Source organism: Streptomyces prasinopilosus, from assembly GCF_001419695.1.
Taxonomy (GTDB): Bacteria; Actinomycetota; Actinomycetes; order Streptomycetales; family Streptomycetaceae; genus Streptomyces; species Streptomyces prasinopilosus.
The window spans coordinates 1-7,695 of record NZ_LIRG01000311.1; the positions used below are offsets into that span (position 1 = coordinate 1).

Annotated in this window: 6 protein-coding genes and 3 pseudogenes; 8 read left to right on the top strand and 1 reads right to left on the bottom strand. The window is 74.3% G+C overall.

Going from position 1 to position 7,695, the window contains the following annotated elements:
* The first annotated feature begins 54 nt into the window (after window positions 1–54).
* From AOK18_RS13995 to AOK18_RS34290, 5 genes and pseudogenes are all read left to right on the top strand, one after another.
* Window positions 55–783, top strand: coding sequence for a prepilin peptidase (locus AOK18_RS13995; RefSeq protein ID WP_055694571.1), 729 nt, complete (start codon window positions 55–57; stop codon window positions 781–783).
* Between the two features lie 116 nt (window positions 784–899).
* The gene (gene mqnC, locus AOK18_RS14000) at window positions 900–2,099 is read left to right on the top strand and encodes a cyclic dehypoxanthinyl futalosine synthase (protein ID WP_055694568.1); all 1,200 of its coding nucleotides are present in this window, start codon (window positions 900–902) and stop codon (window positions 2,097–2,099) included.
* Window positions 2,100–2,113: 14 nt separating this feature from the next.
* Window positions 2,114–2,782 (top strand): hypothetical protein, encoded by a 669-nt coding sequence (locus AOK18_RS14005; protein ID WP_055694569.1) that lies wholly within the window; start codon window positions 2,114–2,116, stop codon window positions 2,780–2,782.
* A gap of 77 nt (window positions 2,783–2,859) precedes the next feature.
* Window positions 2,860–3,288 (top strand): annotated as a pseudogene (locus AOK18_RS14010) (class I SAM-dependent methyltransferase); the annotation flags it as partial.
* A 102-nt stretch (window positions 3,289–3,390) separates the two neighbouring features.
* On the top strand, window positions 3,391–5,316 hold the full coding sequence (locus tag AOK18_RS34290; protein WP_055694570.1) for a dynamin family protein: 1,926 nt from the start codon (window positions 3,391–3,393) through the stop codon (window positions 5,314–5,316).
* Here the strand turns inward: AOK18_RS34290 and AOK18_RS34295 are convergent.
* Window positions 5,261–5,509: pseudogene (locus tag AOK18_RS34295) on the bottom strand (cyclic nucleotide-binding domain-containing protein); the annotation flags it as partial. The gene AOK18_RS34290 and the pseudogene AOK18_RS34295 sit on opposite strands and share 56 nt — an antisense overlap.
* Before the next feature lie 451 nt (window positions 5,510–5,960).
* On the opposite strand from AOK18_RS34295, the gene rsgA reads away from it, so the two are divergent.
* From rsgA to AOK18_RS34305, 3 genes and pseudogenes are all read left to right on the top strand, one after another.
* Window positions 5,961–7,097 carry a ribosome small subunit-dependent GTPase A gene (gene rsgA / locus AOK18_RS14020; RefSeq protein ID WP_079105014.1) on the top strand — a complete coding sequence of 379 codons (1,137 nt, stop codon included), beginning with the start codon at window positions 5,961–5,963 and terminating at the stop codon, window positions 7,095–7,097.
* Between the two features lie 67 nt (window positions 7,098–7,164).
* A partial coding sequence (locus AOK18_RS34300; protein ID WP_276205352.1) for an Ada metal-binding domain-containing protein occupies window positions 7,165–7,499 on the top strand: 335 nt, incomplete at its 3' end.
* Between the two features lie 2 nt (window positions 7,500–7,501).
* Window positions 7,502–7,695: pseudogene (locus tag AOK18_RS34305) on the top strand (helix-turn-helix domain-containing protein); the annotation flags it as partial.

Here is a 7,695-nt window from a genome sequence, read left to right on the forward strand (position 1 = left end):
GGGCGCGGAGGGGACGGGCAGGACGGGGATGAGTACGGCGGGGACGGGCACGGGGTGACGGCCGTTCTGCTGGTCGCGGCCGCCGCGCTGTGGGGTGCGGCGGCGGGTGCGCTGCTGCCGCGGCCGGCCTACCGGTTCTCCGTACCGGCGGGGGAGGAGTGGCGGGCGGCCTGTCCCGCGGGACACCCCCTCGCGGGCTGGCTCGGACCGGCCCGGTGCGGGCGGTGCGCGACGGCGCCCCCGTACGGTTCGAGCGCCGCGCCCGCCGTCGTCACCGCGCTCGTGTGCGCCGTCCTCGCCGCCGCCACCGGGACCCGGCCCGAGCTGGCCGTCTGGCTGCTGCTCGCGCCCGTCGGCGTGCTGCTGGCGGTCGTCGACCTCCGGGTGCAGCGGCTGCCCGACCCGCTCACCCTCCCCTTCGCCGCGGCCGCCCTCGCCCTGCTCGGCGTCGCCGCCCTCGTCCCCGGGCACGCGGGCACCTGGACGACCGCCCTGCCGGGCGCCCTCGCCCTCGGCGCCGGCTACCTCGTCCTGTTCCTCGTCAACCCGGCGGGCATGGGCTTCGGCGACGTGAAGCTCGCCCTCGGCGCGGGGGCCGTCCTCGGCTGGTACGGCTGGCCGGCGGTGATGCTCGGCACCCTCGCCGGGTTCCTGTCCGGGGCGCTGTACGGCGGTGCCCTCGTCGCCGTGCGGCGGGCGGGACGCGGGACGGCCATCCCGTTCGGGCCGTTCCTGATCGCCGGGGCCCTCGCCGGACTGCTGGTGGGCGCGTACACCGCATGACGGCCGGGCAGGGGGGACGAGGCGCCCCGCGGCCTGGCGTCGGGCGCCGCGGGCCGCTGGCGTAGGCTGGTTCAGCCCGTCCACAACCCTTACGAACCTTGCGAAAGGGACGCCCGGTGACCGAGAAGGCCGACCTTCAGCCCATCCTCGACCGTGCCGCCGCCGGTGGACGGATCACCCCCGAAGAGGCGCTCGACCTCTACCGCGACGCCCCGCTGCACGCGCTGGGCGCCGCCGCCGACGCCGTGCGCCGCCGCCGTTACGCCGGCACCGAGCACATCGCCACGTACATCATCGAGCGCAACATCAACTACACGAACGTCTGCGTCACGGCGTGCCGCTTCTGCGCCTTCTACGCCGCGCCGAAGGACACCGCCAAGGGCTGGACCCGCGACCTCGACGACATCCTGCGCCGCTGCGCGGAGACGATCGAGCTGGGCGGCACGCAGATCATGTTCCAGGGCGGCCACCACCCGGACTACGGCGTCGAGTACTACGAGAAGCACTTCTCCGCCATCAAGAAGGAGTTCCCGCAGCTCGTCATCCACAGCCTGGGGGCGAGCGAGGTCGAGCACATGGCCCGGATCTCGAAGGTGTCGGTCGAGGAGGCCATCACCCGGATCCACGCGGCCGGGCTCGACTCCTTCGCCGGAGCGGGCGCCGAGCTGCTGCCCGCGCGCCCGCGCAAGGCCATCGCGCCGCTGAAGGAGTCCGGCGAGCGCTGGCTGGAGATCATGGAGATCGCGCACGGGCTGGGCGTCGAGTCGACGTCCACCATGCTGATGGGCACCGGCGAGACCAACGCCGAGCGCATCGAGCACCTGCGCATGATCCGGGACGTGCAGGACCGCACCGGCGGCTTCCGCGCCTTCATCCCGTACACCTACCAGCCCGAGAACAACCACCTGAAGGGCCGCACCCAGGCCACGGTCTTCGAGTACCTGCGGATGATCGCCGTCGCCCGGCTGTTCTTCGACAACGTCGCCCACATCCAGGGCTCCTGGCTGACCACCGGCAAGGAGGTCGGCCAGCTCTCCATGCACTACGGCGCGGACGACCTCGGCTCGATCATGCTGGAGGAGAACGTCGTCTCCTCCGCCGGAGCCAAGCACCGCTCCAACCGCCTGGAGATCATCGACCTGATCCGCAAGGCGGGACGCGTGCCCGCCCAGCGCTCCACGACGTACGAGCACCTCGTCGTGCACGACGACCCGGCCGACGACCCCGTCGACGACCGGGTGGCCTCCCACATCTCGTCGACGGCCATCGAGGGCGGGACCGCCCACCCGGAACTGAAGCTGCTCGCCTCCAACTGACGCGCCACGCCGCCGTGCTGACGATCCATACCGCGGACCTCCTGCTCGCCGGGGACGGGCGGCCGCCCCTGCCCGGCGGCGCGGTCCTCGCCGACGGCCGCCGGCTCGCCGCCGTCGGCCCGTACGACGTGCTGGCGGACGCCCACCCGGCGGCGCGGACCCGGCGCTGGCCGGGGGTGCTCACGCCGGGGCTGCTCAACCCCCACGGTCCCGAACTGCTGGAGCAGGCCTACCACCCGGACCCGCGGGAGGCGGACGAGCTGGGGAGCGAGCCGCTCACCGGCGAAGCGTTCGCGGCGCTCCCCATGACCGAGGCCCGCCGGGGCGCCGGGGCACGGCGCGGGGTGCAGCGCCTGCTGGCGCACGGAGTGGTCGCGGTGGCGGGGGACCTGTGGAGGCCCGCCGTCGTGGACGCCGTGCACCGGGCCGGACTGGTCGTGCGACAGCGGACCGGTCGCCCCGCGGGCCCGGCGGCCCTCGATCCGCTCGCGGGGCGGAGCCTCGCGGAGGCGATCCTGCTGCCGCTCCCGCCGGAGGGGACGCTCCCGCCGGACGGCACGGGCGGCGCGGACGCGACGTTCGCCGTCTTCGACGTCCCCGACGAGGCCGCGCTGGCCGAACGGGGAGCCGCCACGTGCGTGGCGACGGTCCTGGCGGGACGGCTGGTGCACCGGCGCCGGTAGCCGGGCCCGCCGCCCTCCGTTCCGGGGCCCCCGGGGGCTCCGGGGCCGTGACGGGCGCGGGCTGCCACAATGGGCCCGTGACCCGCGCATCCCTGAACAAGCAGCCGCACGAAGTCGCCTCGATGTTCGACCACGTCGCGGAACGGTACGACCTGACCAACGACGTGCTGTCGCTCGGTCAGGACCGGATCTGGCGCAAGGAGGTGGCCAGGGCGGTCGGCGCGCGCCCCGCGGAGAAGGTCCTGGACCTGGCGGCCGGCACCGGGACGTCCTCGCTGCCCTTCGCGCGGGCCGGCGCCTACGTCGTCCCCTGCGACTTCTCCCTCGGCATGCTCCGGGTCGGCAAGCAGCGCCGGAACTGGCTGCCGTACACCGCCGGCGACGCGACCCGGCTCCCCTTCAAGGACGACGTCTTCGACGCCGTCACCATCTCCTTCGGGCTGCGCAACGTCCAGGACACGGACGCCGCGCTGCGCGAGATGCACCGGGTGACCCGGCCCGGCGGCACGTCCGGGACGGCCCGCGGAACCTTTTCGGGCCGATCCCATCGTCTGACGAGAAGGTGACCCGACTCTCCTTCCCACGCTGACGACGTGACGAAACAGCCGGTGGGGAGCGGTCCGGGGGACTCGTGGGACGCGGCGGTCGCCGGGCACCTGCGAGGGATCCACGACCTGCTCGACGAACTCCGCCTTCCGCCCGGACGCGGGGAAGCGCTGCGGCTCCGTCTCCGCTCGGTCGAAGCGCGCGCCGCCGACCCCGAACTGCGGGTCGCGGTCTTCGGCGAGGCGTCCAGCGGCAAGAGCACCCTGCTCAACGCCTTCATGGGACGCCGGCTGCTGCCCTCGTCGGCCCGGGTGACCACGCACACCACGACCGTGCTGAGGTACCGGGGCGGCGCCGAGGGCGTGACGGTCCGTACGGGGGACGACGGGGTGCTGACGTGGCCGTCCAGGGAGTTCTCCCGATGGGCGGGATGCCGTCGCGGCTCCGGGCAGGACGCCCTGGAGCCCGCCCTGGAACGCGTGCTGACCACCGAACTGGCCCGGCAGGTGAGGGATCTGGAGGTCCTGTCGCCGGTCCCGCTACTGGGCGGGGACACGGTGCTCCTCGACACACCGGGATTCAGCGTGACCGACCCGGGACACCGTGAACTGGCCGAAGCCGCCGTGCGGCAGGCGGACCTGGCCCTGGTCGTGGTGCCGGCCGTCGCCGCGATGTCGATGACGCTGGTGGACTTCCTCGGAGGACCGCTGCTGGACCACCACGACCGGTGCGCCTTCGTGCTCACCAAGATGGACCTGCTCGACGACGACGAGCGGTCCGAGGTCGTCGGAATCGTCGAGGACCGGCTGAGGGAACTGGGGATCGACGATCCGGTGCTGTTGCCGTGCGCCCCCGGCGAGGCGCTGAAGGCGCTGACCGCACACCGCGCCGAGCCGGACGGCCCTCGCGCCGAGCGGACCGCGCCCGGCGTGGACCGCCCCGGACCGGCCGGGCACCTGGCGGGGTTCCGCTCCGTCGAGGCGCGCATCGCGTGGCTGGCGACCGAAAGGCGCAAGTCCGCCATGGTGGCCACGGTACTCGGGCTGCTCGCGCAGCTGCTCGTGGCGGTGGAGGACTCCGCGCAGGCCCAGCGGGCGGCGCTCCTGCGCACCGAGCGAGGGCTCGCCGCCCTCTCCCTCCCGGACTTCCCCGCCTTTCTCGACGCCTGGGCCCAGCGAACCCTCGACCGGGCCGGACAGCAGCTGAGCCGGGCCGCCTCGGCGGGCATTCCCGAGACGTCCCGGGCGGAGCTGGACGCGGACGTGGCCGCCGCCGTGGCCGGCGACAAGATCGGCAACGTCTCCGAAGCGGCCGAGAACGTCTCCCGCACCGTCCGTCTCCACGTGCGGGCGGACGCCGAGCGGGCCGTGCGGACCGCGGCCGACCACGCCGGTGAGCTGCTGGCGTCGGCGGCCGGGCAGCTCGCGCACGACTTCGCCGCGGAGTACAGCGCGCCGGCCGGGCTGGCCGGTGAGACCTGGACCGTGCCGGTGGCACCCCGGGTGGCGGCCGGGGGCCTGGCCGACCCCGACCTGTCCGGCGTCGACCGGACGCTGACCGGGATCGGCGAGCAGCTCACCACGAGCGGCAGACTGCGCACGGGCGGCGGGGCGATGGCCGGAGCCCTCGCCGGCAGTCTGATCGCCCCCGGCCTCGGCACCGTCATCGGGGGCGCGCTCGGCGCCCTCCTCGGCAAGGGCAGCCACGAGGCGCTCCGCACGCGGTTCCTGGAGCGGGTCCGGCCCCTCGTCACCGCCGCGTACGAGGAGATCGACACCCTCACGGGCGCCTCGATGCTCCGCCTGCGCGTGGGCGTCGCCGAGAGCATCGCCGAACTGCGCGCGCGGTACGAGGACCAGTGGGGTGCGGAGAGACGGTGGCGATCCGGGGCTGACCGTCGAAGCAGGCCAGCTCGCCGACTATGTCGCCGCCGCACCGGACCGCCAGCAGTGCCTCCCGCCCGTCCTCGGTCGTGGCCAGGACCTTGAACCAGCCGCTCAGCAGGAGGAAGGCGTACGAGCCGGACTCGCCCTCACGCAGCAGCCGTTCGCCTCCCTCGAAGCGGACCGGCCGCCCGAGGCGGACCAGCTGGTGGCGGGTCCCGGCCGGCAGCGTGCCCAGCAGGCCGGCGGCCGGCCAGTGCGGTTCCCCGGGCCCTGTGTGCGCAGCGATGGACGTCATGAACAGGCCCTTCGGGTCGTCGTTCGTTTTCGGCCGGGATGCCGCCTGTCTCACAGTGTGTTACCCACTCCTGTGCCATGCCTATGGATCAGGGGATTATGTATGACTTGGCGGGAGTGATCGCGCGCGGCGGATGCGACCTGGTAGAGCGTGCCGCGGTCGGGTCCTCTCCGCGGCGGCACCGGCCGGCGGGCGCCCGGAGCGACGGTCACGGGAAAAGCGGTTGACGCAGACGCGTCGGCCCCGGCTATGGTTCTTCCGTCCGCAGGGCCTCCGGGCCCCGGACACAAGCACGAGACGAACAGGAGGTGAGGACCGTGATGGCCGTTGTTGCGCCGGGCGCTGCCCGGATCCGGATCATCCATCCCACCCCCGTGGCCTCCGGCTGACCTCTCCTCCCTCTCCACGCCGCCGCGCGTGTGCCGGGGCCACCCTCGTGAAGGGTCACCCCTTGAGTTCGTCCTCGTTCTCCTCCTCTTCCTTCGCCTCCTCCTCCCTGCCCGACGCCGGTTCCGCGCTGGTCGCCCACGGGTGGGACGAGGGCTGGGGCGATGCCTTCGGTCCCTACGGTGACGAAGGGCTGCTGCCCGGCCGTGTGGTGCGGGTCGACCGCGGCCGGTGCGACGTCGTCACCGGTGACGGGACCGTACGGGCCGACACCGCGTTCGTCACCCCGCACGACCCCCTGCGGGTCGTGTGCACCGGGGACTGGGTCGCCGTCGACCCGGAGGGCGCCAGCCCTCGTTACGTGCGGACGCTGCTGCCGCGCCGCACCGCCTTCGTGCGGTCCACCTCCTCCAAGCGCTCCGAGGGGCAGATCCTCGCCGCCAACGTCGACCACGCCGTCATCGCCGTCTCGCTCGCCGCCGAACTGGACCTGGCCAGGATCGAGCGGTTCCTCGCGCTCGCCTGGGAGTCCGGGGCGCAGCCGGTGGTCGTGCTCACCAAGGCCGACCTCGTGCCGGACCCGGTGACGCTGGCGCACCTGGTCCAGGACGTGGAGACCAGCGCGCCCGGCGTGCCGGTGCTCACCGTCAGCGCACGGGACGGGGCCGGACTCGACGTCCTCACCGCGGTCGTCGCCGGCGGCACGTCCGTACTGATCGGGCAGTCCGGCGCCGGCAAGTCCACCCTCGCCAACGCGCTCCTCGGCGAGGACGTGATGGACGTACGGGCTATCCGCGACGTCGACGGCAAGGGCCGCCACACCACCACCACCCGCAACCTGCTCGCCCTGCCCGGCGGCGGAGTCCTCATCGACACCCCGGGACTGCGGGGCGTCGGCCTCTGGGACGCCGGCAGCGGCGTCGGCCAGGTGTTCTCCGAGATCGAGGAGTTCGCCGAGGGCTGCCGCTTCCACGACTGCGCCCACGAGAGCGAGCCGGGCTGCGCGGTCCTCGAGGCCATCGGGACCGGCGCCCTCGCGGAACGCCGGCTGGAGAGCTACCGCAAGCTGCTCCGGGAGAACCGGCGCATCGTCGCCAAGACCGACGCACGCCTCCGCGCGGAGATCCGCAAGGACTGGAAGCGGAAGGGGGCGATGGGCAGGGCCGCCATGGAGGCCAAGCGGGGCGGCCGGCCGCTGTGACGTCCGCGTCCGGCGGGTCCCGGCGGCGGACCTCCGCCCCGGGCCCGCCGGCCGGCCTCCCACCCCCATGTCCGATTTCCGCCAGCCGGACCCCTCCGGCCGGCGGACACTGGACGGTGTGACGGACGAGGACAGCAGGTACGAGGCGGTGCGCAGCCGGGACGGCCGGTTCGACGGGGCGTTCTTCTTCGCCGTGGGAACGACCGGGATCTACTGCCGTCCCAGCTGCCCCGCCGTCACGCCCAAGCGGCGCAACGTGCGGTTCTTCCCGACCGCCGCCGCCGCGCAGGGCGCCGGGTTCCGGGCCTGCCGGCGCTGCCGTCCGGACGCCGTCCCCGGCTCCGCCGAGTGGAACGTGCGCGCCGACGTCGTGGGCCGCGCCATGCGGCTGATCGCCGACGGNNAGCGCGCGCACACCGCACGCGTACTCCTGCAGACCACCGGGCTCCCGGTCACCGAGATCGCCTTCGCCGCCGGGTTCGCCAGCGTGCGGCAGTTCAACGACACCGTCCGGGCCGTGTACGCCGCCACCCCCAGCGAGCTGCGGGCCGCCGCGCCCCGCGGCGGCCCGCAGCTCGCTGGGGGTGGCGGCGTACAC